This is a genomic window from Yersinia vastinensis, from assembly GCF_044905075.1.
GTDB classification, from domain to species: Bacteria; Pseudomonadota; Gammaproteobacteria; order Enterobacterales; family Enterobacteriaceae; genus Yersinia; species Yersinia vastinensis.
The window spans coordinates 603001-628473 of record NZ_CP173260.1 but is presented as its reverse complement, the minus strand read 5'-3'; the positions used below and the strand labels follow the sequence as shown (position 1 = coordinate 628473).

Below are 25473 nucleotides of genomic sequence, written 5' to 3'. Positions count from 1 at the left end.
TTTTTTGTGGGTGTAGAACGGGAATTGATTCAGTTGGTGCGTAGCTTGGCCAGTTCTTCACTAGGAGTCAGGCCGAAGTAGCGTTTAAATTCGCGACTAAATTGTGAAGCACTTTCATACCCGACTTTATTAGCTGCAGTGCTGGCTTTTAGCCCATCGTGCAGCATCATCATCCTCGCACGATGCAGCCGATAAGATTTCAGATATTGCAGCGGCGAGGTGTTGGTCACCGCTTTAAAATTATGATGAAACGCCGAGACGCTCATATTCACATCTGCGGCCAACTGCTCCACATTCAGATTATCGGCAAACTGATTTTCGATACGCCGCAGTGTTTTGGTAATTTGATTGAAGTGCCCATGGCGGTTAACCAATGCCTGCAATGCCCCACCACACTGACCGCAGAGTACGTAGTAGATAATTTCTCGCACAATCTGTGGGCCAAGCACTCGGGCGTCACGCGGATTAGTCATGACATCCAGCAACCGCTCTGTTGCACACAGCATCTCTTCTGTTAATACCGAGGCGTTGACACCTGATGCATTAGCGAAAGGTTTATCCAGCTCATCGTCACCAATATCTATAATGAGATCCTGTAGCATCTGGTTATCGATATGGATCGAGATCCCGGCTAGCGGTATCTCTGGGCTGGCAAACGTTTCACACTCAAACGGTAAAGGCACCGTCAGAATAAGGTAGTTTTGGGGATCGTACTGAAATACTTTACTGCCCAAATAACCGACTTTATGCCCCTGAAATATAATCACCACACTGGGGGTATACATTACAGGCGTGCGCGGTTGATGAGCGGTGGAGTACAGAATCTTCACCTTTGGCACGGCACTGGGCGTTAAGCCATTGCCCTGAGCCAGACGAGTAATCTTCCCAGCCATCTGTGCCTGGATATCAGTAACCTCAACCATGGTGCTTCACCTGCTTCTGTTATCTAAAACAATCTGACATAAATTGTGCAATATTTTGGTTTTTTTCTACAGTGATTTGGAGAAATAGGCAAGAGCTAGGCAGAAATGTGCATTGAGGTATTCCATCAGGTTACCGACAATGACTACCAATAAAATTAACAGTGCAGTTATTGCTGTTTATTCATCCCTTTAAGCTGGAAGACAAATTATCATGCAAAATTTCACCCTTCATACCCCAACTAAAATCCTGTTTGGTACTGGTCAGATAGCGCAGTTGAATAAAGAAATTCCTGCTGATGCACGTATTTTAATTACTTATGGTGGCGGCAGCATCAAACAAAATGGTGTGCTGGATCAAGTTCATAAAGCACTTGAAGGTTTTGATTTCCTTGAGTTTGGAGGCATTGAGCCAAACCCTACCTACGAAACGCTAATGAAAGCCATTGAGGTTTGCCGTAAAGAAAAAATCACCTTCCTGCTCGCTGTCGGTGGCGGTTCAGTATTGGATGGCACCAAATTCATCGCAGCTGGCGTCAATTATCCACAAGATCCATGGCATATTTTGGAAACAATGGGGCGCGATATTACCGAAGCCCTCCCGATGGGTTCTGTGCTGACCTTACCGGCCACCGGCTCTGAAGCTAACAATGGTGCGGTTATCAGCCGCCGTAGCACCGGTGATAAACAACATTTCTTCTCTCCATACGTACAACCACTGTTCGCAGTGCTGGATCCAGAAGTGACCTATACCTTGCCACCGCGCCAAGTTGCTAATGGTGTGGTCGATGCATTCGTTCATACTATTGAGCAGTATCTGACCTATCCGGTGGATGCAAAAGTACAAGATCGCTTTGCTGAAGGCCTGTTGTTAACACTGATTGAAGACGGCCCGAAAGCGCTGAAAGATCCAAAAAATTACAATGTCCGCGCCAATATCATGTGGAGCGCCACTATGGCATTAAACGGCCTGATTGGTGCTGGTGTGCCACAAGACTGGGCAACCCATATGCTGGGGCATGAACTGACAGCACGTCATGGGTTGGATCACGCACAAACATTGGCAGTGGTATTGCCTGCCCTGCTGGTCGCCAAGAAACAGCAAAAACGCGCTAAATTACTGCAATATGCTGAGCGCGTCTGGGGCTTACGTGAAGGTACTGAAGACCAACGTATTGATGCTGCCATTGACGCAACTCGTCATTTCTTTGAGGAAATGGGTGTTGCAACTCGCCTGTCAGCCTACAAACTGGACGGTAGTTCAATTCCGGATCTTATCAAAAAACTGGAAGAGCACGGCATGACAGCGCTGGGTGAACATGGCGATATCACTTTAGCCGACAGCAAACGTATCTACGAAGCCGCGGTCTAACAAATTGAGCTGTCGAGACTAAACTTACATCATCAACTTACAGCATCGCGAAAGTTGGCTGATACAGTCCAAATCTATACCGAAATTATTGGCATTGCAGGTGGGCAGTTAACCCTCTGTAATGCCAAGAAAAAGGTATGAAGCTAAGGAGATAAACATGGCAACGCAACCCATTATCAAACTCCACGATGGAAATTTGATGCCACAACTCGGCCTTGGCGTTTGGCAAGCAAGTATTGAAGAGACACTACTTGCTGTCAGCAAAGCGCTGGAGGTTGGCTATCGATCAATCGATACTGCGGCAATTTATAAAAATGAAGAAGGGGTGGGTCAGGCACTGAAAACCGCTAACCTTCCCCGTGATGACGTCTTCATTACCACTAAATTGTGGAATGACAGTCAACGCAACCCAAAACAAGCACTGGAAGAGAGTCTGGAAAAACTTCAGCTCGACTATGTGGATCTCTATTTAATCCATTGGCCAGATCCGACTCAGGATCGCTATGTTAGCGCTTGGCGCGAATTGATTGCGTTGAAAGAAGAAGGTTTGATCCGCAGTGTCGGGGTTTGTAACTTCACGATCCCTCATCTGCAACGGCTCATTGATGAAACAGGCATTGCCCCTACCGTCAATCAAATTGAGCTACACCCGCTGCTACAGCAGCGCCAGATTCATGCTTGGAATGCTACACATCATATTGCGACTGAATCCTGGAGCCCGCTGGCACAAGGGGGTAATGGCGTGTTTGATCAGGATGTCATTCGTCAATTAGCGCAAAAGTACAACAAAACACCGGCACAGATTGTCATCCGTTGGCATCTGGATAGTGGGCTGATTGTTATCCCGAAATCAGTAACACCAGCCCGAATCAGAGAAAACTTCGAAGTCTTTGATTTTAAATTGCACAAAGATGAAATGACGGCAATTTCGAAGTTGGATTGTGGCAAACGCCTAGGGCCAGACCCGGATGTTTTCGGGTCTGACAGCTAATCCAACTTAATGGTGTTTAGCTTTCCCTCTGGCAGCACCCGCTGCCTTATTGACCGGCGCTCTGTTTGCGCCGGTTTTGTTTGTACCTGACGATTTAGCCGCAGGCACGCTATGGGTTGCCTGCGATTTTTTACCTGTCGGTGCTGCATTTGCACGGCTACTCGGCTGACGTTGGCGCGTGATAGAGGTATGTTTGGTCAGCGCTGGAGTATGCTGACGATACGCTCGACGTGCTTCACGTTGCTCTTCCAGCGTCGGAGCGGGAACCAAGCATTCGCGGCGACTACCAATCAAATGTTGTAGCCCCATGTCTTCCAATGCTGTACGAATCATTGGCCAGTTAGCCGGATCATGGTAGCGCAGCAATGCTTTATGCAACCGTCGCTGACGATCACCTTTCGGAACCACCACATCCTCACTCTTATAATCCACTTTCCCCAGCGGATTCTTGCCGGTGTAATACATGGTGGTGGAGTTCGCCAGAGGAGAGGGGTAGAAATTCTGTACCTGATCCAGACGGAAGCGGTTTTTTTTCAGCCAAAGAGCTAAATTGACCATATCTTTGTCTTCAGTCCCAGGATGAGCGGAGATGAAATACGGAATCAGATATTGCTCTTTACCGGCCTGTTTGGAATAGGTGTCAAACAGCTCTTTAAAGCGCTGGTAGCTCCCCATCCCCGGCTTCATCATTTTAGAAAGTGGCCCTTCCTCAGTATGCTCTGGTGCTATTTTTAAATAACCCCCCACATGATGACTGGCTAATTCTTTGATATAACGCGGATCTTCAACCGCCAGATCATAGCGAACACCGGATGCAATCAGGATTTTTTTAATCCCTTTCAAATCACGCGCGCGCCGATACAACGAGATAGTCGGCTGATGGTTGGTGTCCATATGCGGGCAAATTTCAGGATAGACACAAGAGGCGCGACGACAGGTTTGCTCGGCTCGAGGCGACTGACAACGCAGCATATACATGTTGGCCGTTGGGCCACCAAGATCGGAAATAATACCGGTAAATCCGGGGACTTTATCGCGAATTTCTTCAATCTCGCGAATAATAGAATCTTCAGAACGGCTCTGAATAATGCGCCCTTCGTGTTCAGTAATCGAACAGAATGAGCAGCCACCATAGCAGCCACGCATGATATTGATGGAGAAGCGAATCATGTCGTAGGCTGGAATCGGTGATTTACCATAGGATGGATGTGGTACACGCTGATAAGGAAGCGCGAAGACGCTATCCATCTCTTCGGTGCTCAATGGGATCGCCGGCGGGTTGATCCAAATGTAGCGATCACCGTGTTTTTGCATCAAAGCCCGTGCACAGCCAGGGTTAGTTTCATGGTGCAAAATCCGTGATGTATGGGCATATAACACTTTGTCTGCTTTCACTTTTTCATAAGATGGCAGCAAGACGTAGGTTTTTTCCCATGGCTTTGGTTTGGCAGCCCGCACGGTAACAGGCTTGGCCTCCGGCTCAGGCACGGTGTCCGTAGCACACGGCAAGTCTTCACCATAAGGATTGGGGATAGCTTCAATACGGCCCGGTTTATCCAGACGCGTTGAATCCACACCACTCCAGCCCGGCAATGCCGTTTTTCGCATCACAACGGTATTACGCACATCCTGAATATCAGCAATTTTCTCACCATTAGCTAAACGGTGTGCCACTTCAACCAACGGCCGCTCACCGTTGCCATACACCAGCATGTCAGCTTTCGCATCCACAATCACCGAGCGACGCACGGTATCTGACCAATAATCATAATGAGCGATGCGGCGTAAACTCGCTTCAATTCCGCCGAGCAATACCGGCACATGGCTATAAGCTTCTTTACAGCGTTGGCTATACACCAAGGTGGCACGGTCTGGCCGTTTACCACTTTGGTTATCCGGCGTATAAGCATCGTCATGGCGCAACTTACGGTCAGCGGTATAGCGGTTGATCATTGAGTCCATATTGCCCGCAGTGACCCCGAAGAACAGATTTGGCTCACCCAACCGCATAAAATCATTTTTATTCGTCCAATCTGGCTGGGCAATAATCCCCACGCGAAAGCCCTGAGCCTCCAACATGCGGCCAATAATCGCCATGCCAAAACTTGGGTGGTCTACGTAGGCATCACCAGTGATGACAATAATGTCACAGCTATCCCAGCCTAATATGTCCATTTCTTCGCGAGACATCGGTAAAAATGGCGCAGTGCCATAGCATTCAGCCCAATAAGGCTGATAAGAAAACAGGTCACGCTCTGGCTGGATCAGGCTGGTACTCATGGCAACACTCTTTGAATTGGGGAAAGTTGAGGTGGTTCGGGTTAAGAAATCATCACCGGGCGGCGATTATACGCATTTATCCATGGAAAGAGGAAGGATATCTGTTTTGAATGCGGGATTCAGGTGAACAGTGTGTGTCGGTTTGGTTGATATTCGTTTGGTGATTTCATTCGGTTGCTAAAGTTTCACTGCCCCCAACCAGATATAGTTGAGGGCAGTGAAAAACAATCACTAAACGCGCCCACCCAAACCTTAACCAACCATCGGTGCTGCCTGCGTCACCAACTGCCCCGCAGAGCCGCGATCGGCCATTTCAAGGGTCTGGCTGTAGAACAAGAATGGGAAATGTTCGGAAGAAACTTGATTGAAATACACCAACAACTCCACGTCGCCATCAACCCAGACCGTATCTTTCCAACCACGGTCCTCCGCCATTGCTGGTGCGCCATTTACATTCTTCACCAAGAATGAAACCCCCTGAATATGGAAAGCTTGTGGCATATCGGCATGCAAGGTCCAGCGTTCCCAAGTACCTTGTTGTGCTTGGGCATCCACGCGGCTCATATCCCAAATAACACCATTAATCCCCGGTAAATCATCCCCCAGACGGAATTCGCGAGAACGCACCACACTGCCATCCAAAATCTGATCAGATAACAAACGCATTGGCAGATTGTCGGTGACCAATGGTAATAAACCCGTTGGTTTTAATGTCAGCACCAGAGTAGAAATCAAAATACTTGATGGCTCAAATAATCCACGCAAGCGGTCCATAATCCCGGCGGATTCACCCGCTGTAATGGACACTTCACTCCCCTGTGACATATCAATCACCACTTCACGCCGCTCACCCGGTGCTAATGAGAGTTGCTGTACCGCAACAGGTGCGGGCAGAAAACCCTGATCGCTGGCAATGACATGCAGTGGGCGGCCATCACTTAACTGCAAGGTGTAACGACGGGAATTTGAAGCATTCAATAAACGTAACCGCACCCAACCACGAGAAACTTCAACAAATGGGCTTTGTACGCCGTTAACCAGCAATGTATCCCCGACAAAACCCCCTTTGGCAGGCGGGTCATATTCTGGGACACCAAAATTATCCAGCCGTTTATCTTGAATAATGATCGGGAAATCATCCACGCCGTAGTGGCTCGGTAGCGGCATCGCCTTGCTAACTTCATCTTCCACCAGCCACATCCCGGCCAACCCATTATAGACATGGGGTGCCATGCGGTTTGGAGTATTGGCATGATACCAACAGGTGGCGGCGGGTTGGCGTATGGGCAAGACCGGTGACCAATCAATACCGGGGGAAATCATGCGCGCAGCTCCCCCCATTAAAGTGCCGGGGACTTGCAACCCACTGACTGTCATTGATACCGGTTCAGTCAAACGGTTGCTGTAAATGAGCTTGACGTCATCACCGCTGAAAACCCGAACTGTCGGCCCCAGATACATACCATTGATACCCCATACAGCGGCTTTCTGCCTGCCACTGAATGCCCAATGTGCCCGTTGTAAGGTCAAGAATAGCGGTTGACCACGACGCGACTCCAGTAAGGGTGGAATAGGTAAAGAGGGTTGTTGGGTACTATTAGCCTGTGCCCTCAACGGCAACGAGCCTGCGCCTAGCGCTAAACCCGCAGCCTGAATGAACTGGCGACGACTGAGTGACATATCTTCTCCGTGAAAACCACAATCAAACTTACTGCAAAATTTTGCCTGACTGCGAATAACGCTGAAGGACGGCAAAACGCTCACGACCAGAGTCGTTTAAATGAAAATCCAAATATTGACTTCAAACCATATAACTCGCGTAGAGTAACAGGCCTGTTGACGCGAATAGATTATTTTTCAGTTGCGGTCTGCTGCGCCTCTTGGGCAATTTCTGCATCGAGTTGCTCAATTTTAGCCAGCATCAAATTGCGGCAATGCTCTGACAACTCCCGAACGCGATCTTTGCCATACCCTGTGGTATCCACTGGCGACATAATTTCTACAATGACTTTACCATTCGACCAACGGTTTAAGTTGATGTTGTTGGTACTGGAAACACAGATTGGCACAATGGGTACGCCGGCGGCGATCGCGGCATGGAAAGCCCCCGTTTTAAACGGCAGTAAACCACGACCACGGCTGCGCGTGCCTTCTGGGAACATCCAGATGGAGATATTTCTTTTTTGTACCTGCTCTACCACTTGAGCAATAGTGCCATGCGCCTTGGCACGATTATCACGATCAATCAGCAGGTTACCAGTTAACCAATATAATGGGCCGAATAAAGGTATCCACAGCAAGCTCTTTTTGCCCACCGTAACAGTGCCAGACTGAACCACATTAGACATCGTGACCATATCGTAATTATTCTGGTGGTTAGCGATGTAAATGCACGTACCGTAATTCGCCGCTTCTGGGGGAATGCGCTGTTCAACTGTAATCCCAAACAATACCGACATCCGGCCAAATAGATGGGCGAACGTTGCGAGATTACGCGGGTTTCGTGGACGAAACAGGCAATAAATAGAGCCAAACACACACACGAGAAAACAATATAAAACAGCCACCACAGTGCGCAAAATTAATAGCATAACAACCTCTTAAACACTCAAATACACGTAACCGGCGCTAGTATAACGGCTTCCAGGCAAAACACCGCGCAGATTCCTTACCATGATGATGTTACGCGATAGCGCACGCAAATTGCGTGCGCTGTCTGTTACATTTACGGGCCGCAGTCCTCATTACGTTGAAGATGACTCTTCACTATCTGTTGGTCTTGGTGGTGCATCAACATCAACGCGATCAATACGTTGCAACCCACGCGGTAACGGTGAACCTTTTCGGCCACGTTCAGCACGGAACTTCTGCAAATCTTCTGGTCGTAAGGTTAGCTTACGTTTACCGAAGTGAAGTGTAATTGACGTTTGAGGCGGTAAGACAAATAGCCATACCAGGCGATCTTTGCCCGCTGCTGCATCTGCCGCTGGAATCGAGACTATCTTATTGCCCTTACCTTTTGATAATTCAGGTAAATCAGCAACTGGGAACATCAACATACGGCCAGCAGCAGTGATGGATAACAGCATGTCATCCGGACCATAAATTTCTAACGGCGGTAGCACTTTGGCATTTTCCGGTAAGGTAATCATCGTCTTACCGGCACGGTTTTTAGCAACTAAATCATTGAAAGTACAAACAAAACCATAGCCGGCATCTGATGCCATCAATAGTTTCTGAGAGTCTGGTGCCATCAATACCTGTTCAATGGTTGCCCCCGGCGGTGGCGTGAGTTTGCCCGTCAGTGGCTCCCCTTGTCCACGAGCCGATGGCAGAGTTAGAGGGTCTAGCGCGTAGCTCCGGCCCGTTGAGTCAATAAACACCACCGGCTGATTGCTCTTGCCCCGTGCAGCCGCACGGAAGCTATCGCCTGCTTTATAACTTAAGCCCGTCGGATCAATATCATGGCCTTTGGCACTGCGCACCCACCCCATTTCAGACAACACAATGGTCACTGGCTCAGAAGGGACAATGTCATGATCACTCATGGCTTTGGCTTCACCACGCTCAGTCAATGGTGAGCGGCGATCATCACCAAAAGCGGCGGCATCTGCCTGAATTTCTTTCTTAATCAGGGTATTTAATTTACGTTCTGATGCCAACAGCGCCTGTAATTGATCACGCTCTTTGGCCAACTCATCCTGTTCACCACGGATCTTCATCTCTTCTAATTTGGCTAAATGGCGGAGTTTCAGTTCGAGGATTGCTTCAGCCTGAGTTTCAGAAATAGCAAAATGCTGCATCAGCAGTGGCTTGGGTTCATCTTCAGTGCGGATGATATGAATAACTTCATCGATATTCAGGAAGGCAATCAATAAACCTTCTAAAATATGCAGCCGCTTGAGGACTTTTTCTAACCGGTAATTCAGTCGGTTACGGACTGTTTGACGACGGAATACCAGCCATTCGGTCAGAATCTCTAATAGCCCTTTCACGGATGGGCGATGATCCAGACCAATCATATTCATGTTAATGCGGTAACTTCTTTCCAGATCAGTGGTTGCGAACAGATGGTTCATCACTTGATCCAGATCGACGCGATTGGTACGTGGAACGATTACCAAGCGCGTAGGATTTTCATGGTCAGATTCATCTCTTAAATCCTCAACCATCGGCAACTTCTTGGCGCGCATTTGGCTAGCAATCTGCTCTAGCACTTTGGCACCCGAAACCTGATGAGGTAATGCGGTGATGACCGCGCTACCATCTTCTTTCTTCCACAATGCCCGCATCCGTACTGAGCCACGGCCATTCTGGTAAATTTTACGAATTTCATCACGCGGAGTGATGATTTCTGCTTCTGTCGGGAAATCCGGTCCTTGTACAAACTCCAGCAACTCATCAAGAGAAGTTGCGGGTTTATCAATAAGTGCAACCACCGCTTGTGCAATTTCACGCACATTATGCGGAGGAATATCGGTTGCCATCCCTACGGCAATGCCGGTCGTCCCATTGAGCAAAATATTCGGTAGCCGCGCAGGTAGCATCTTCGGCTCCTGCATGGTGCCATCAAAGTTCGGTACCCAATCAACCGTGCCTTGCCCCAATTCTCCCAGCAATACTTCCGCATACTTGGATAAACGAGATTCGGTATAACGCATCGCCGCAAAGGATTTAGGGTCATCCGGTGCCCCCCAGTTCCCTTGCCCATCAACAAGTGGATAGCGATAAGAGAATGGCTGCGCCATCAACACCATGGCTTCATAACAAGCACTGTCGCCGTGTGGGTGATATTTACCCAACACGTCACCCACGGTACGAGCAGACTTTTTGAATTTTGCGCTATTGTTCAGCCCCAGCTCGGACATTGCGTAGACAATGCGCCGTTGCACCGGTTTCAAACCATCGCCGATGAACGGCAACGCCCGATCCATGATGACGTACATGGAATAGTTCAGATAGGCGTTTTCAGTAAAGGTGTGCAGCGGTAAGCGTTCTGCACCGTCATGAGTCAAATCACTCATTACTCAATTATCCTCAGACTCTGGTGGCAATCACTGTAGGTCCAGATCAGCACCGCAAGTTCATTGTCGATTTCTGCCCGCGATAGTACCTCATCTGCGGGGTGACTGTCACAACCCACAGATAATCTCAATCTTTCATGCTGAGTGGGACTCATTTCTAGCTCACTGAGCTAAAAAAGATGCAAATTATTTTAAATTCACCTCTTTTGTTGCTTATTGAGCAACAGTGTTATGCATTATTGCGCATTTTTTTCTGGTATCGAAACCGTTAGCATACTCAGCATTACCGGTTGGGCAGAATTAAGTCCCCGTTTCAAAAGGATTATATCAATGAGTAACATATTAATTATTAACGCAATGAAAGAGTTCGCGCACTCTAAAGGGGCGCTAAATCTCACTCTCACTAATGTAGCTGCCGAGTTTTTGCGGGAAAATGGTCATCAGGTTAAAATAACGACCGTTGACCAAGGCTATGATATTGAAAGTGAAATTGAAAATTATCTGTGGGCCGATACCGTTATTTATCAAATGCCAGGTTGGTGGATGGGTGAACCTTGGATTTTGAAAAAATATATCGATGAAGTCTTCACCTATGGCCATGGCCGCCTGTATCAAAGTGATGGACGTACCCGCTCTGATGCCACTAAAGGTTACGGTTCTGGTGGTTTGATTCAGGGGAAAACCTATATGCTTTCAGTGACCTGGAATGCACCTCTGGAAGCGTTTACTGACCCAAATCAGTTTTTCGAAGGCGTGGGTGTTGATGGCGTTTATCTGCATTTCCATAAAGCAAACCAGTTCCTTGGTATGGAACCATTACCAACATTTATGTGCAATGACGTGATTAAACAGCCTGATATTGAAGGCGATATCAGCCGCTACCGCCAACATTTGGCTGAAAACTTTACGTGTCCGGCAGCTTGATTTCACACCATCACAAGTTGAGTTAATGATGATTACTGTTTTTGCAGAAATAAAAGTTAAACCGGGCCGTCGTCAAGCAGTATTGCAAGCCATTGAAAAGTTGCAACCTGCCGTGCTCGCCGAAGAAGGCTGTGGTGGTTACGCACCGATGATTGACGTGCCGACCCAGCTTGACTGGCAAAAGGTGTCGCCGGATTCTATTTTCATGATGGAAAAGTGGCAAAGCGTTCAGCATCTGGAGCAACATTTGCAGATGGAACACATGCATCAGCATCGCGAAGTAGTGAAAGATGATGTGCTGGATGTGGTTATTTATATTTTAGATAACGCTTAGTCTGGTTTATTGAAGTTGCAGCACAAACGCGGCAACTTCAATTAATTTAGCGACGATTCGATTACAGCGGGTTAGCGGTTATCTTTAAGCCAATGGCTCGTCTTAATCTGCTCACTGACGTAATCCAGAAAACAGGTAATCCGCGCCGCAAGTTGGGTATTACGATAATAAACCGCATTGATTGGCTGCCAGGTTTCCAGAATTTGATCCGCCATCACCTCAACTAAACGCCCCGCTAATTGATCCTCTCGGGTCATAAAGTCAGATAACTCGACGATCCCCTCTCCCTGTAAAGCCAGTAAGCGCAGTGTTTCACCACTGGATGCGGCTAAATTAGGTGTGATTGACGAGCGCCCGCCCGGTAAATGAGGCAGCGACCACTGATTTAGAAACTCCGGTTGAGTGAATCCAAGCAAGCTGTGATTTGCCAACTCATCAATGGTGTTGGGCGTACCGTAGCATCGCAGATAGTCTGGACTAGCGAGAATGCGTACTCGACTGGCACCCAGCAAACGAGCGTGGATAGTAGAATCACGTAGCGCGCCGATACGAATGGCAATATCGGTACGCTGCTCAAGTAAATCGATATTAAGATCGTCAGTATTCAGCTCAAGAATAATTTGCGGATATAACGCCCGAAAACCGCTGATCATCGGCACAATCACATGTTGCATAAAAGGTGCCGCCGCATTGATACGTAACCGTCCGGCAGGTTTTAAGCGCCTTAGGGCAATTTGTTCTTCGGCATCATCCACAGCACCCAAAATCTGCCGCGCATGACTGAGGAACAGTTCGCCCTCTTCGGTTAGCTCCAACCGCCGGGTAGTGCGACGCAGCAGCGTCGTCGCAAGCTTTTGTTCCAACCGGCTCAATGCACGGCTGATACCCGATGTTGTCTGGCTGCGCTGCTCCGCTGCTGCCGTAATGGAGCCACAGTCAACTACCGAGGTAAACGCCTGCAACTCTTCCAACGTCACTTTCATCGATCAAACCTCGATTTCAGCGGTATCCCCTTTCTCTTGCAGCCAATTGCGGCGATCTTCGGAGCGTTTTTTCGCCAATAGCATATCCATCATTGCCATGGTTTTATCCACATCCTCATCACCAATAGTCAACTGCACCAAACGGCGAGTGTTAGGATCCAAGGTAGTTTCACGCAACTGCAATGGGTTCATTTCACCCAACCCTTTAAAGCGCTGAACATTTGGCTTGCCGCGTTTACGTTTCAGTTGCTCCAGCACACCCGCTTTTTCTTCTTCATCCAGCGCATAAAACACTTCTTTGCCCAAGTCGATACGATACAGCGGTGGCATTGCCACATACACGTGCCCATTGCGCACCAGAGTGCGGAAGTGGCGGACAAACAGCGCGCATAACAACGTCGCAATGTGCAAACCGTCAGAATCCGCATCCGCGAGAATGCAAATTTTACCGTAACGTAACTGGCTCAAATCATCGCTGTCTGGATCAATACCAATTGCGACCGAGATATCATGAACTTCTTGTGAAGCGAGGACTTCATCTGAAGAGACTTCCCAAGTATTCAGGATCTTACCTTTCAGCGGCATGATAGCTTGATATTCGCGGTCACGCGCCTGTTTGGCTGAACCACCTGCGGAATCCCCTTCTACCAGAAACAGTTCCGTCATGCTCAAGTCCTGCGAAGTACAATCTGCCAGTTTACCGGGGAGGGCCGGACCGCTGGTTAACTTCTTACGCACCACTTTTTTCGCCGCACGCATGCGGCGTTGAGCACTGGAGATAGCCATTTCAGCTAACTGTTCTGCCGCTTGTACGTTCTGATTCAGCCACAGGCTGAAAGCATCTTTTACAACACCGGATACAAAGGCCGCGCACTGACGTGAGGAAAGCCGCTCTTTCGTCTGGCCAGCAAATTGTGGGTCCTGCATTTTTACGGACAACACATACGCACAGCGTTCCCAGATATCGTCAGCCGAGAGTTTAACGCCGCGTGGTAGAATATTGCGGTATTCGCAAAACTCGCGCATGGCATCAAGTAAACCCTGACGTAAACCATTAACGTGAGTACCGCCCTGCATGGTCGGGATCAAGTTAACATAACTTTCGGTCAGCAACTCGCCGCCTTCAGGTAGCCATAACAGCGCCCAATCGATGGCTTCGGTATCACCGGCAAAAGAGCCAACAAACGGCACTTCTGGCAGTGTAATCAAGCCATTAACCGCTTCCATCAGATAGTCAGTCAGGCCATCGGCATAACACCAGCGCTGCTCGGTATTATTCACCTGATCTTTAAAGACGATTTCGACACCTGGGCACAGAACCGCTTTGGCTTTCAGTAAATGCGATAAACGAGATACCGAGAATCGCGGACTATCGAAGAAAGAAACGTCTGGCCAGAAATGCACGCTGGTGCCGGTATTACGCTTACCACAGGTGCCAATAACTTGTAAATCCTGCACTTTATCGCCATTTTCAAAGGCGATGCTGTAGATTTGGCTATCCCGACGCACCGTGACTTCTACGCGCTTGGATAAGGCGTTAACCACTGAAATCCCAACACCGTGCAAACCGCCAGAGAACTGATAGTTTTTATTAGAGAATTTGCCGCCTGCATGCAAACGACACAAAATCAGTTCAACCGCAGGAACACCTTCTTCTGGATGGATATCAACCGGCATCCCACGACCATCATCAATCACCTCCAGTGATTGATCGGCGTGCAGAATCACGTCAATTCGGCGGGCATGTCCTGCCAGAGCCTCATCGACACTGTTATCAATCACCTCTTGACCAAGGTGGTTTGGTCGCGTGGTATCCGTGTACATTCCCGGACGACGGCGCACTGGTTCTAAACCGCTGAGTACTTCAATGGCATCAGCGTTATAGCTGGATTCAGTCATGGTTTGATTAATATTCGGCTAATGGTTGGAAGGCTAGACATGACCGACAGGCCATAATGGCCAGCGGTACAATACCCACTGTTTGGGTGAAGCTTAAACCACCAGATATCAAGCGGTTGCTAGCCCTAAAAAAGTTACAATCGGGGAGAAATAATGATCAAAGCCAATAAAGGCGTGATTCCCACCTGATTCTACTGTTTGCCGACAAGGGGTGTAATAGGCAACCGCTTGACGGTAGTCGAGGATCTCATCCCCGGTTTGCTGCAATAACCAGAGTAAATCCGGTGATTCCAGCTTTTCAATCTGCATAGCTTTCAGATCATAAATATGTCGAGACTCTAACACATATTGTTGCCCGGTGTAGGGGTTCTCATTCTCGCCCAGATAATCATTAAGCAGCTCAAATGGCCGCACTGCCGGGTTCACAACCACTGCGGGAATACTAAAACGCTGGGAAAGCCAAGTGGCAAAATAACCACCAAGGGAGGAACCTACGATGCCAATGGATTGCCCGGCTTTGTCCATCACAATACTTTCCAGCATTTCTGCTGCCTCCGCCGGATAGGGCGGCAATTGAGGTATCAGCATTTCAATATGAGGATGATGCTCTTGCAACCAACTTTTGAAGGTGGTGGCCTTCGCCGAGCTGGGGGAGCTATTAAAGCCGTGAATATATAGAAGCGTACTCATCAATAACCATCCGAGTCCATGTCCGGGCAGAACTCATCACTGGCTAACCGACGAACCTCAGTTTCAAGTATTCCATCAGGCAGTAAATCGAGGTAGCGCCATCCCGGGGCCACAGTATCAAGTGTAAAATTAGTACAGTGCGGTTTGAACTGCACACAAGTAGAAGGGCTGGCTAGCAAGCGCTTACCATACCAGTCGAGATCCAAATCCTGATGGATATGACCACACAATAATGTCGTCACACGTGGATAGCGAGTCAGTACTGCTGCAAGCATATGCGCATTACGCAGACTGTGCTGATCAAGCCAAGTGCAGCCCGACGGCATAGGATGATGATGCAATAATACCAGTGTATAGCGTTCTGGATGTGCCACCAGGCAACGTTCCATCCACTCCAACTGATAGTCACTCAGTTCACCATAAGGTACGCCAAAGACCTGGCTGTCTAACAAAAGAATTTGCCAGTTATCCCCGACCAAAACATGCTTTGAAGGCGCAATACCCGCATCCGCCAAAGCATCGACCATCGCGGGTTGGAAGTCATGATTACCGGGGAGCCATACGCAAGGCGCAGACAAACGTGAGATGCCTTTCGCAAAATTCTGATAAGCGGCAACAGAGTGATCCTGAGCCAAATCGCCAGTCGCAACAATAAGATCAAAGGGGTGCTGCTCAGCAATAATCGCATCCAACACAGCGCGATAACTGCGGGAAGTATTTACACCCAGCAAGGTCTCATGTTCACCCGCAAAGAGGTGGGTATCTGTTATTTGTAAAATTCTGACCTTGGCCCCACTCGCCATAGGCAGTTTAAACAGGCTTTCCAAATGGTGTCCTTGTTTTTGTACCTTTCCCAACCAGAGTTATCAGATCTGTAGGCAAGGCGATAAGTCTGTCTAACAAACCGGAACTGCCACTGCTCCATGCGCCAAACAATAGCGCAACCAGTCAGCAAGAAACTGGTTAATTTGATGCTTTTCGTCCCGCTGATGCAACTTTTTATTCGGATAATCATAACTTGCTTTGAAGCGGGAGATCTGCTGACTGGCACACACTTCCGCGACCTGCGCATCATGATAAAGCCGCACTACCATTGAGGGCAGGCTCCAATGGCTCACCGTAGGCTTGGTTTGTACTATCTCTACTACAGAAGTGTAGCGTGTCGATTCAATAATTGTCAGTTGATAGCTGGCGCCATTCACCTGATAAGCCACACTTTCGCCCACTTCGTCGATGCGCGGTATCAAACGACGCAATTGTGCGAAATTTGTTTCGCATACTCGCATCATTTCAGGAAAATCAGGTGTGTAGCGCTTAACCATTATTATGCTCGCTTTTTTTACAACTGCCATTCTGCTCTCAGGGATTGATGGTGCAACGCCAACCATTGTAATGCAATGATGGAGGCTGCGTTATCAATAGCACCTTCCTCAACCCAACGACAAGCCTGTTCGCGGCTGACAACGTGCACTCGAATATCTTCATTTTCATCTGCCAACCCATGAATACCGCTTGCAGTTGTCGCATCGACTTCACCGACAATGATGGATAAACGCTCACTGGTCCCCCCTGGGCTGGCTAAATAACTGAGCACGGGTTTACAACGACCAATATCAATTCCCGCTTCTTCTTGGGCTTCGCGACGAGCGACTTCTTCGACGCTTTCACCCTCTTCAACCATTCCGGCTATCATTTCTAATAACCAAGGTGATGGGCTGCTGTCAATCGCAGCGATTCGCAATTGTTCGACCAATACCACTTCGTCGCGCACAGGATCATATGCCAATAACACCGCAGCATGACCACGCTCAAAAATTTCGCGTTTGACCTCCCCACTCATTTCGCCATTAAACAGACGGTGACGAAACCGGTATAAATTCAGTGAAAAAAAACCACGGTACAGTGTTTCACGTGCAATAATTTCCACATCATTCTTGTCGAAGGTCACCGGTGAGGGTTGTTTTGATGTCATTGCGTTATCTCCTTACTTAAGTATCTAACCTGAATTGTGATTTTTGATGACACCTAAATGACATCACACAAGGCTGATAACTGTGCAATCATACATTTCATTAGTCATGCTTTTTTATTAAAAATATCACCGCACCTTGGACTTCAAGCCATATCCTGACAGACTTAACGCAGGCTACAAGATTTTAAAATAGCAGGCATCATTAGTTGATAAAAATCAGTTAATAGATAGAAATGAGTGGGTGAACAAAAATTAGCGGTTTGATAAATACGTTTTTATAGTGATGATTTGATAATCGGTAGTTTGATAAACAGGGTGCGATACAGGTTAGTTGTCTGAATACTCATTTAGGTTTGTGATAGATTTAAGTAAATTTAGGCGAGATGGCACAATCAGCCACCTTATCCCATTGGCAGACTCTGATAGAATCGGCAACAATTCGTCTATCGACAGCTACCATAGTAATATTTGCCGCATAAATGCTGCACAACAAGGACTGCAAATGAAGAAACTGCTCCCCCTTCTTATCGGGCTGAGTCTGGCTGGTTTCAGTACCATGAGCCAGGCAGAGAACTTGCTGCAAGTTTATAAGCAAGCCAGGGATAGTAACCCGGATTTACGCAAATCAGCGGCTGACCGCGATGCTGCATATGAAAAAATTAATGAAGCTCGCAGCCCGTTGTTACCACAGCTTGGTTTAGGTGCGGGTTACACTCATACCAATGGTTTCCGCGATGCTTCTGATAATCCAGATAGCAATGCAACGTCAGGTTCTCTGCAACTGACCCAAACTATTTTTGATATGTCTAAATGGCGCGCGCTGACTTTACAAGAGAAAGCCGCAGGTATTCAGGACGTCACATTCCAGACCAGCGAACAACAACTGATTCTGGATACAGCTACAGCTTATTTTGCTGTTCTAAACGCCATTGATACTCTGTCTTATACCGAAGCGCAGAAGCAGTCTGTTTACCGCCAGTTAGACCAAACAACCCAGCGCTTTAATGTGGGTTTAGTGGCCATTACTGACGTGCAGAACGCCCGTGCCAGCTACGATACCGTATTAGCGGATGAAGTGACCGCGCGTAATAATCTGGATAACGCACTGGAAAACCTGCGGCAGATTACGGGGGTTTATTATCCTGAACTGGCGTCACTGAATGTCGATCGTTTGAAGACTGAACGCCCACAAGCCGTCAATAACCTGTTGAAAGATGCTGAGAAACGTAACCTTTCTTTGCTTTCTGCCCGTTTGAGTCAAGACTTGGCTCGTGAGCAGATTAAATCAGCAGAAACGGGCTATATGCCAACAATCGATTTGACCGCTTCATCTTCCGTTACCAATACCCGTTACAGCGGGGGCACACCAAGCACCCAGCAAGTGAATACAGATGCAGGTCAAAACAAAATTGGCGTACAACTGAGCTTACCTCTGTATAGCGGTGGTGCGACGAATTCTGCGGTGAAACAAGCGCAATATAATTTCGTCGGTGCCAGTGAGCAGTTAGAAAGTGCCCACCGCAGTGTGGTGCAAACGGTGCGTTCCTCATTCAATAACATTTCAGCCTCAATCAGCAGTATTAAGGCCTATGAGCAAGTGGTCATTTCCAACCAAAGCTCATTGGATGCCATGGAAGCGGGCTATCAGGTGGGGACTCGTACCATCCTGGACGTACTGACTGCAACAACTAACTTGTATCAGTCCAAACAGCAACTCGCTAATGCACGTTATAATTATCTGATTAATCAGTTAAATATAAAATCTGCACTGGGCACGCTGAACATGAATGACCTGATGGAACTGAATGGCGTATTGGATAAACCTGTTCCAACCTCAGCCACCAGTTTAGCGCCAGACAATGCCAATCAGAATGCTTATGCCGATGGCACCAGCACTCAGTCAGCACCGCGCGCGACCACCGTTAGCCAGTCAACAACCACAACACCGGCTGCGACACGTAACGGTAATCCATTCCGTAACTGATTTTTATTGGTGTGGACTCTCCGGGCACAGTATCCAAGCTGTGCCCGGTTTATTTTTATTTCCCCCTCTTTTGTCGCTAAGCACTTTTTATCAATGAAAAAAGTGAAGTTACCTACAGCATTTCGTATAACTTTGTAAAGTCTGCTACTCATCAGCCCTCACGCTTTAATTTCATACACATTTCCCCTATTCTTAGGACACTAACTGGGAAAGGGCATTGAAGGCCCGGAAATGAGATAAATAACGATGAAACGGACTCAAAACATTAATCAAGAGACTTTCCGTAAATCCTGGCGCAGTTACCGCCTCGCGCCAGTAGCTTTAGCGGTCAGTGCCGTATTTATGCTGGCAGGCTGTGAAAAAACCGATGAAACCGTCTCTTTGTACCAAAACGCTGATGATTGTTCTCAGGCGAATCCGTCAAAAAGTGCGGAGTGCACCACCGCATACAACACGGCATTGCAGGAAGCCGCTAAAACTGCGCCTAAATATGCAACCCGTGAAGACTGCGTTGCAGAATTTGGTGAGTCACAGTGTACTCAGGCTCCAGCACAAGCGGGCATGGTTCCTACCTCTTCACCGTCTTCTGAAACTACAGCGGCAGCACCACAACAAAGCGGCAGCATGTGGATGCCATTGATGGCCGGTTATATGATGGGCCGGATGATGGGAGGCGGCGCAAGCCAGCCATTATTCACCTCAAAAGCGCCAAATAGCCCTGCCAATGGCAAGTTTGTCGATGCGACAGGTAAAAACTTTGGTTCAGCCACCACAGGCCGCACCATGACAGTACCGAGAACGGCAATGGCACCGAAACCTGCGGTGACGAATACCATCACTCGTGGTGGTTTTGGCGAGTCAGTTGCCAAGCAGTCTTCTATGCAACGTAGTGCAGCAACATCATCTAAAAGCAGCACTCGTAGTATGGGCGGCTAAGGTCTAATTAATGAAACGTTTAGCGATTAGCGAACGCCCGGACTGGCGCGAAAAAGCCACCGAATTCGGTTTCCGTTTTCACACCATGTATGGCGAACCGTACTGGTGTGAAGATGCATATTACGAATTCACACTCGCACAAATTGAAGAGTTGGAAGATACCACCGCTGAATTGCATCAAATGTGTTTGCAAGTGGTTGATAAAGTGGTGAATAGCGACCAACTAATGGCGAAGTTCCGCATCCCAAAACATTGCTGGGATTTTGTCCGCAGTTCATGGCGAACCAATCAGCCATCGCTCTACTCTCGCCTTGATTTGGCCTATGACGGTGTTAACCCAGCGAAATTGCTGGAAAATAATGCAGATACGCCAACGTCATTGTATGAAGCCGCCTTTTTCCAATGGTTATGGCTGGAAGACCAGATCAATGCGGGTAATTTGAGTCAGGATTCCGACCAATACAACAGCATGCAAGAAAAGCTGATTGAGCGTTTTGCTGATTTGCGCGACAACCATGGTTTTAGTTTGCTGCATCTGGCCTGCTGTCAGGACAGTGAAGAAGATCGCGGTACCGTGCAATATCTGCAAGATTGCGCACTGGAAGCCGGTTTGCCTACTGAATTTATGTTTATGGAAGAGATAGGCTTAGGGGAGAAAGGGCAATTTACTGACTTGGATAATCAGGTTATCAGTAATTTGTTCAAGCTCTATCCGTGGGAATTTATGTTCCGCGAAATGTTTTCTACCAAGCTGGAAGATGCTGGCGTACGCTGGTTGGAACCGGCCTGGAAAAGCATTATCTCCAATAAAGCGTTGCTTCCTTTGCTGTGGGAGATGTTCCCTAATCACCCTAACTTGTTGCCTGCTTATTTTGCTGAAGATGATCATCCTGCCATGGATCATTATGTCACCAAGCCGCTATTTTCACGGGAAGGCGCCAATATTCAGATAGTAGAAAACGGCAAAGAGGTGGCTCGAGTTGATGGGCCATACGGTGAGGAAGGCATGATTGTTCAGCAATTCCATCCACTGCCTAAGTTTGGTGACAGCTATACGTTGATTGGCAGTTGGCTGGTCAACGATCAACCCTGTGGTATTGGTTTGCGTGAAGATCGCGAACTGATCACCCAAGATCTGTCGCGTTTTTACCCCCATATTATTTTAGGGTAAGAGCACACCATTAAAGTAAGGGAAAGCATCGGCTTTCCCTTAACATTTCTAACAAGTTGCTTTTATTGCTCAGTGACTCGTGGGGTGACTGCAACGATGGTTCACCCCAACAGCTCAGGCCGTTACGACCCATTCGGTACATTCCCCCCATCTGCCGAGAGGCGTAGCGAGCTAAATCAATCTGGGTGCGCCCAGCGCGGAGTGCCTGAGTATATACGTACCGAGCACTCTGCTATCTCAGAGTGACGACGCGCAGTGGCCTATCTGTACCGACAACATACTCAACGACCCCATCTCAATCCCATCTGTCGGAATCGAAATCGGCTCTTTACCATCCCAACTCCCCAACACATACAGTAATGGTAAGTAATGCTCTGGTGATGGGTTGGATAACTCAGCCCCATCATGCTGCATAAAGTTAACCAATGGATGGTTATCACCTTGATAATTCAGGTTATCACGTACAAATTGGTTGAACGACTCAGCCCATGGATATGGGTTACTCTCCCCCTGCCATCTGACCATACGCAAGTTATGCACCACGTTACCACTGGCAACAATCATCACACCCTGATCACGTAGCACCGCCAGTTTACGGCCTAATTCATAGTGGTATTCTGCCGGTTGCGTGCCATCAATACTCAGTTGCACGACAGGAATATCAGCCTCAGGATACATTTTGATCAATACCCCCCAACTCCCGTGGTCCAAGCCCCACTCACTGGTATCAGCTCGCACAGCAATAGGTGCTAGTAATTGTTGAATCTGTGCCGCCAATGCAGGGGAACCCGGGGCCGGATATTGGGTATCAAACAGTGCCTGTGGGAATCCACCAAAATCATGAATAGTCCGAGGTTTATCCATGGCAGTGACTGCTGTACCACGGGTATACCAGTGGGCAGAAATAGCCAGAATTGCCTTAGGACGCGGTAATGTCTCACCCAACGCACGCCATGCCTGAGTGTAACTGTTTTCTTCCAGCACGTTCATCGGGCTACCGTGGCCGAGAAACAGTGCAGGCATACGAGAGGTGTTCATAAAAAATCCTTACTGTTAAGAAAAAGAGTGGCGCTAAACCATAGGGAATACATTACGCGCTTTTTTTTCATTACACAGCCGGATAACAGTGATGAAGATATTCAATAAATTTGAAGGGAAAAATAGAGGAGGAAATACCGTTAAAATACCGAGGCGGTAGAAAATCACCGGGCAGCAGTCTATTCAAGAAAATAACGGCAACCCGGTGTATGAGCCACAAGATCAAGAGGCAATATCAGTTGATATTGCCATCAGAAGTTAGCTGGCTTTTTTAGCTTGGGACTGAAGATATTCAGCCAAGTCATCAATTGTCACGACAGGCATATCATGCAATTTGGCGAACTCAATCACTTCTGGTGCATGTGCCATGCTGCCATCGTCATTGGTCAGTTCGCACAATACGCCAGCTGGTTTGTACCCTGCCAGCGTGGCCAAATCGATAGATGCTTCGGTGTGACCACGGCGAGTTAACACACCGCCCGGTTGGCCGCGCAGCGGGAAGACATGCCCAGGGCGATTAAGGTCAGCAGGTTTCGCGTTATCAGCAATGGCAGCCCGGATAGTCGTCAAACGGTCCGCAGCAGAAACCCCAGTGGTTACACCTTTAGCCGCTTCAATTGTCACGGTAAATGCCGTCTGGAACTGGCTAGAGTTGTGGGTGACCATCATTGGCAAATCAAGCTGTTGACGGCGTTCATCAGTGATACACAGGCACACAATGCCACTGCCATGGCGAATAGTCAGCGCCATCTGCTCAACAGTCATTGCTTCGGCAGCAAAGACTATATCGCCTTCGTTTTCACGACTTTCGTCATCCAACACCATAACGCCACGGCCTTGACGCAGAGCATCAATAGCACGTTCTACACGCTCAACAGGCGTGCCAAAATCTGATAGAAGGGTCTGATTCATGGTAAAAAACCTCATTAAAATTATGGATTACCAGAATCAGGGCGGTCTTGAGGAGTAAATGGCCATTTTTCTATCTTGATTTAAGCAATAGAAATAGCCGAAATAACGCAAGCGAGCCATAGGCCCGGCAAATACCGTTACTCTCTCCCATCCGGACTATAACCGTCGGCCCCGGAATTACACCGGATCTGCTGACCTCTACCTCGCTCTCATTAACAAGAGAGACAACGTGAGCGCTCGCGGGCTTTTGCACAGCGACACAGGAATGCCACAACACAATTTACCGCCGGTGGGGACTTGCACCCCGCCCTGAGAATAAGCCCTACGACTATAGCGCTATTGATTCGCTGGGGCAATTACCAAAATGTAGATGTGTGGAGGTTTATACAATTTGCATCTGGCATTACACTAGAGAAGGTAACTACACATCTAATTAGGGAAACACCATGATTGACCCGAAAAAAATTGAACAAATCGCCCGCCAGGTGCATGAGTCTATGCCGAAAGGTATTCGCGAATTCGGGGACGACGTCGAAAAGAAAATCCGCATGGTGCTGCAATCGCAGTTAACCCGTCTGGATTTGGTTAATCGTGAAGAGTTCGACGTACAAACTCAGGTATTGCTGCGCACCAGAGAAAAATTAGCGTTGCTGGAGCAGCGTATGGGCGAGCTGGAAGCCAAATTTAACAGTGCCCCTGCCGTGAGTGATGAGAAAACTGGCGAATAATCATTCGATTATGATAAGGGCGCTCTAATCGCGCCCTACGTTGATGCTTATGACGGTATAGCCTGTCCACGAAACCTCGACATCAGCATCCACAACAATGCAAACATCAGCAAGGCGTATAAGCTTTTCCAGCCAATCATAACCAGCAATATGCAACACAACACACTACCAATCACCGACATCACCCGCGAGCGCCCCTTTAGTAAACGAATCCCCGCCAGCATGCACAGCAAATAAATCAGTACAAAAATACCATTGGCGTAAACAATCAGCAGATCCAGTGGTAGAGATAACCCGTAAATCAGCAAGGCAAAAGTCAGACAACTACCGACCACCGCAGTGAGCGCATTAACCGGTGTTTTCCCAGCGGAGAGCTGCGCCAATTTACTTTGTGGGCGCACCTGAGCTTGTGACCAGACCATGCGAGCAAAGCTCTGGGTGTAGATATTGACACTGGCAAAGCAAGCTAAATAACCAATAATGCAGGCAATCCACAGCGCATGTGCACCAAAGAGTTGCACCACAATATTGGGCAGTGAAGCTGCTGCGGCCTGCTGTTCACCATAGGCATGGAAATGCAGCACAGCGACGGTACATCCCCAGTACACTGCGCCAGCAACCAGTAACCCAACTATTAAGGCTCGAGGAAAATCACGTTCAGGATGGCGAAACTCTGTGGCCAGATGCGCGAAAGCTTCTAACCCGACAAAACACCAAAACATCACTGCCAGTGCGCTAAACATATTTGGCGGGGAAATATCGTGCACTGCGGGCCAGGGTATTTGCGATGGGTGAATATCCCCCTGCCACCAAATAGCCACCACCAGCGCGATGACCAACAAAGCAATCAGGGTTTGCACATTGGCACTAGACCCAGCACTGCGAGTCCCCAGCAGCCAAATAACCAGCAAGGTCATCAGTTGTACCATCAACAGCCCGGTATCGCTCCAGCCAAAAGTCGCCTGCCAAAAACCGGCAGCAATTTGTAGCGCAGCAGGTAAACCAACCGGAATGACAGATAAAAATAGCCAACCGGTCACTTTCCCAAGCTTAGGGCCGAATGCCATCGTGACAAAATGAGCCGCGCCCCCTGCACTGGGAAAGTGGCGGCCTAAAGCGGCAAAAGCGATAGCAATCGGAAAGACCAGCACAATCAGCACCGGCCAAGCCCACAGACTGTCGTCACCTGCCAGCATTGCGGCCAACGCAGGGACGGCAAAGACGCCAGTTCCCAGCAGTGAGGTGGATAGCAACCCGACTCCTTGTGCCAGGCTTAACTCCTGTTTTAGTCCCACTTCACCGCCTTTTTCTATAC

General features: G+C 48.3%; 22 protein-coding genes and 1 riboswitch. Of the genes, 8 read left to right on the top strand and 14 right to left on the bottom strand.

All coding sequences use genetic code 11. From position 1 onward, the window contains the following. Positions 1–29 precede the first annotated feature (29 nt). Positions 30–923 (bottom strand): AraC family transcriptional regulator, encoded by an 894-nt coding sequence (locus ACIOG0_RS02765; protein WP_050097794.1) that lies wholly within the window; start codon positions 921–923, stop codon positions 30–32. A 211-nt stretch (positions 924–1134) separates the two neighbouring features. Between ACIOG0_RS02765 and yqhD the strand changes: the two genes are divergently transcribed. After that, positions 1135–2292, top strand: a complete 1158-nt coding sequence (gene yqhD / locus ACIOG0_RS02760) for an alcohol dehydrogenase (protein WP_050097793.1) — start codon at positions 1135–1137, stop codon at positions 2290–2292. Between the two features lie 157 nt (positions 2293–2449). Further along, positions 2450–3283 carry a 2,5-didehydrogluconate reductase DkgA gene (gene dkgA / locus ACIOG0_RS02755; RefSeq protein ID WP_050097792.1) on the top strand — a complete coding sequence of 278 codons (834 nt, stop codon included), beginning with the start codon at positions 2450–2452 and terminating at the stop codon, positions 3281–3283. 6 nt (positions 3284–3289) lie between these two features. Here dkgA and ACIOG0_RS02750 read toward each other — a convergent pair whose 3' ends face one another. The 4 genes from ACIOG0_RS02750 to parC form a co-directional block, all read right to left on the bottom strand. After that, the gene (locus tag ACIOG0_RS02750; RefSeq protein WP_050097791.1) at positions 3290–5563 is read right to left on the bottom strand and encodes a YgiQ family radical SAM protein; all 2274 of its coding nucleotides are present in this window, start codon (positions 5561–5563) and stop codon (positions 3290–3292) included. A 252-nt stretch (positions 5564–5815) separates the two neighbouring features. Further along, positions 5816–7243, bottom strand: coding sequence for a cell division protein FtsP (gene ftsP, locus ACIOG0_RS02745; protein ID WP_050097790.1), 1428 nt, complete (start codon positions 7241–7243; stop codon positions 5816–5818). Positions 7244–7413: 170 nt separating this feature from the next. Continuing rightward, positions 7414–8154, bottom strand: coding sequence for a 1-acylglycerol-3-phosphate O-acyltransferase (locus ACIOG0_RS02740; protein WP_050140172.1), 741 nt, complete (start codon positions 8152–8154; stop codon positions 7414–7416). Between the two features lie 153 nt (positions 8155–8307). Then, positions 8308–10587: a DNA topoisomerase IV subunit A gene (gene parC / locus ACIOG0_RS02735; protein ID WP_050097788.1), complete on the bottom strand. Its 2280-nt coding sequence runs from the start codon at positions 10585–10587 to the stop codon at positions 8308–8310. Between the two features lie 330 nt (positions 10588–10917). On the opposite strand from parC, the gene ACIOG0_RS02730 reads away from it, so the two are divergent. Together ACIOG0_RS02730 and ACIOG0_RS02725 are read left to right on the top strand one after the other, a co-directional pair. After that, complete coding sequence (locus ACIOG0_RS02730; protein ID WP_050097787.1) at positions 10918–11511, top strand: NAD(P)H-dependent oxidoreductase; 594 nt, start codon at positions 10918–10920, stop codon at positions 11509–11511. Positions 11512–11539: 28 nt separating this feature from the next. Then, entirely contained in the window at positions 11540–11845 is a 306-nt protein-coding gene (locus tag ACIOG0_RS02725) for a putative quinol monooxygenase (RefSeq protein ID WP_050140173.1), read from the top strand. Positions 11846–11916: 71 nt separating this feature from the next. On the opposite strand, the gene ACIOG0_RS02720 is transcribed toward ACIOG0_RS02725, so the two are convergent. From ACIOG0_RS02720 to nudF, 6 genes are all read right to left on the bottom strand, one after another. Then, positions 11917–12828, bottom strand: coding sequence for a LysR substrate-binding domain-containing protein (locus tag ACIOG0_RS02720; RefSeq protein ID WP_050296206.1), 912 nt, complete (start codon positions 12826–12828; stop codon positions 11917–11919). Between the two features lie 3 nt (positions 12829–12831). Continuing rightward, positions 12832–14727, bottom strand: coding sequence for a DNA topoisomerase IV subunit B (gene parE / locus ACIOG0_RS02715; RefSeq protein WP_050097784.1), 1896 nt, complete (start codon positions 14725–14727; stop codon positions 12832–12834). A gap of 108 nt (positions 14728–14835) precedes the next feature. Next, positions 14836–15417, bottom strand: a complete 582-nt coding sequence (gene yqiA / locus ACIOG0_RS02710) for an esterase YqiA (RefSeq protein ID WP_050097783.1) — start codon at positions 15415–15417, stop codon at positions 14836–14838. Further along, positions 15417–16244, bottom strand: a complete 828-nt coding sequence (gene cpdA, locus ACIOG0_RS02705) for a 3',5'-cyclic-AMP phosphodiesterase (protein ID WP_050097782.1) — start codon at positions 16242–16244, stop codon at positions 15417–15419. The genes yqiA and cpdA overlap by 1 nt, the downstream gene beginning before the upstream one ends. A gap of 69 nt (positions 16245–16313) precedes the next feature. Further along, entirely contained in the window at positions 16314–16739 is a 426-nt protein-coding gene (locus ACIOG0_RS02700) for a DUF1249 family protein (RefSeq protein ID WP_050098142.1), read from the bottom strand. A gap of 17 nt (positions 16740–16756) precedes the next feature. Next, a complete protein-coding gene (gene nudF, locus ACIOG0_RS02695; RefSeq protein ID WP_050296207.1) occupies positions 16757–17389 on the bottom strand; it encodes an ADP-ribose diphosphatase in 633 nt (210 codons plus the stop codon). Between the two features lie 502 nt (positions 17390–17891). Here nudF and tolC point away from each other — a divergent pair. The 3 genes from tolC (at position 17892) to ACIOG0_RS02680 (ending at position 21480) form a co-directional block, all read left to right on the top strand. Beyond that, entirely contained in the window at positions 17892–19373 is a 1482-nt protein-coding gene (tolC, locus tag ACIOG0_RS02690) for an outer membrane channel protein TolC (protein WP_050097780.1), read from the top strand. A 246-nt stretch (positions 19374–19619) separates the two neighbouring features. Beyond that, a complete protein-coding gene (locus ACIOG0_RS02685; RefSeq protein ID WP_050097779.1) occupies positions 19620–20309 on the top strand; it encodes a DUF1190 family protein in 690 nt (229 codons plus the stop codon). A gap of 10 nt (positions 20310–20319) precedes the next feature. Beyond that, positions 20320–21480 (top strand): glutathionylspermidine synthase family protein, encoded by a 1161-nt coding sequence (locus tag ACIOG0_RS02680; protein ID WP_050097778.1) that lies wholly within the window; start codon positions 20320–20322, stop codon positions 21478–21480. 237 nt (positions 21481–21717) lie between these two features. Here ACIOG0_RS02680 and ygiD read toward each other — a convergent pair whose 3' ends face one another. Beyond that, positions 21718–22518 carry a 4,5-DOPA dioxygenase extradiol gene (gene ygiD / locus ACIOG0_RS02675; RefSeq protein WP_050296208.1) on the bottom strand — a complete coding sequence of 267 codons (801 nt, stop codon included), beginning with the start codon at positions 22516–22518 and terminating at the stop codon, positions 21718–21720. Between the two features lie 258 nt (positions 22519–22776). Beyond that, positions 22777–23430 (bottom strand): 3,4-dihydroxy-2-butanone-4-phosphate synthase, encoded by a 654-nt coding sequence (ribB, locus tag ACIOG0_RS02670; protein WP_050097776.1) that lies wholly within the window; start codon positions 23428–23430, stop codon positions 22777–22779. Positions 23431–23565: 135 nt separating this feature from the next. After that, positions 23566–23751: riboswitch (FMN riboswitch) on the bottom strand. Positions 23752–23876: 125 nt separating this feature from the next. Here ribB and ACIOG0_RS02665 point away from each other — a divergent pair. Further along, complete coding sequence (locus ACIOG0_RS02665; protein WP_050097775.1) at positions 23877–24158, top strand: ubiquinone biosynthesis accessory factor UbiK; 282 nt, start codon at positions 23877–23879, stop codon at positions 24156–24158. A 47-nt stretch (positions 24159–24205) separates the two neighbouring features. Here ACIOG0_RS02665 and yjeH read toward each other — a convergent pair whose 3' ends face one another. Then, complete coding sequence (gene yjeH / locus ACIOG0_RS02660) at positions 24206–25453, bottom strand: L-methionine/branched-chain amino acid transporter (protein ID WP_050097774.1); 1248 nt, start codon at positions 25451–25453, stop codon at positions 24206–24208. Positions 25454–25473 lie beyond the last annotated feature (20 nt).